Genomic DNA, 1,342 nt, shown 5'->3' on the forward strand with positions numbered 1-1,342 from the left:
CCGTTGATGCTTCTATGTCAAGCGGTGAGCTGGTAGCGGGTGATGTGGTGCTGCCAGGACGCTTGGTCGGTGGTCATGGCGCGATGGATGACATCGATGAGGTGCCGTTGGAGGATACGGCGTGCACCGCGTTTGCCTTTGGTGGGTTCGTGTCGGGCTAGTAGTTCTTGTGCGGCGGGGTGGAAGCGTTTCTGCACGACGGCTGCGGTGTAGAGGACGCTGTTGAGGCGACGGTTGCCGCCTCGGTGGAGGCGGTGACGTTCCTTGTCGGAGGAGTAGACCGGGATCGGAGCGCAGCCGGTGTATCGGGCGAGCTTGGCCGAGCTGGCGAAGCGGGTGATGTCACCGATCTCTGCGATCAGAACTGCCGCGGAGATATAGCTGATCCCGGTGATCTCCAACAGTCCGGGTGCCAGCGGGGTAACGAGTTCTTTGATCGTGGTGTCGAGGTCGCGAATGCGTCGGTTGAGATCGGCTATCTCGGTGGTCATGTCGGTGAGCGTCCGGTGGACGTGCGTGCCCAGCCGTGCCGCGTCCAGCAGCGCGGTCAGCGAGGTCAGGCCCTTGGGGCGAGCGAGATCACCCGGGGTGTGGTCGAGCCAGACGTGCAGCTGAGCCTTGAGCTGGTTGATCACCATGGTGCGGCGCTTGATGAGGTCTGTGCGGTAGTCGACCAGGACACGCAACTCACGCACGTGTTCGTCGATGCGGTGCCGGTCCAGATCCGGGGTGGCGATGGCGGCGTGCGCGGCTGCGGCGGCGTCGACGAGGTCAGATTTGGCGCCGGTGGCGGCGTGCAGTCTGCGGTGGGCGGCGGTTAGCCGGGTGGGCACCCAGACCACTTCGTGGCCGGCGAGCAGCAGGCCGTCGGCCAGACGGCGAGCGAACCCTCGACCGTCCTCGATGGCCCAGGTGACGGGCATGCCATCGGCGACCGACCGGATCCACTTCAACAGAGCGGTGATCAGGAACGCGTCGTTCTTGACGGTCAGTGGCTTGCCGATCCGTCTGCCGTCGGCGTCGACGGCCACTGCGACATGGACATGCTTATGCGGGTCGATCCCCACTGTCACCATCGAGTCGTCCTCTCTGCTGTCATGGATGACGAGACAGCGGCGAGGGCCCTGGCCGGGGGACAGACCTATTGCGAGTTAACGGCTCAGCAGGCTTCTATCAAGTCACTCCCGCCCAGGGCTCTCGCCCTGCGGGCCGTTGTGGACATATCAACGGAAAGCCTTTCGGCACGTGTTCTCCGAGTCACCCAACGGCCCAACCGGAGCATCTCCCGTCGAAGAAGCCCCGCGCGGTCCACCCTGCACCAATAGGTGTTCTCGTTGGTGCC

The 1,342-nt window shown here is 64.5% G+C and carries 1 protein-coding gene; it reads right to left on the bottom strand.

Translation table 11 applies throughout. The annotated features are described in order from the left end of the window. Positions 1 to 17: 17 nt before the first annotated feature. Positions 18 to 1,076, bottom strand: a complete 1,059-nt coding sequence (locus Pth03_RS41095) for an IS110 family RNA-guided transposase (RefSeq protein ID WP_203949948.1) — start codon at positions 1,074 to 1,076, stop codon at positions 18 to 20. Between the last annotated feature and the right edge of the window lie 266 nt (positions 1,077 to 1,342).

The organism is Planotetraspora thailandica (assembly GCF_016863335.1).
GTDB lineage: Bacteria > Actinomycetota > Actinomycetes > Streptosporangiales > Streptosporangiaceae > Planotetraspora > Planotetraspora thailandica.

Bases quoted from the DNA above. Each gene is read 5' to 3' on its own strand.
- Pth03_RS41095 (WP_203949948.1), bottom strand. From the start codon at position 1,076: ATGGTGACAGTGGGGATCGACCCGCATAAGCATGTCCATGTCGCAGTG.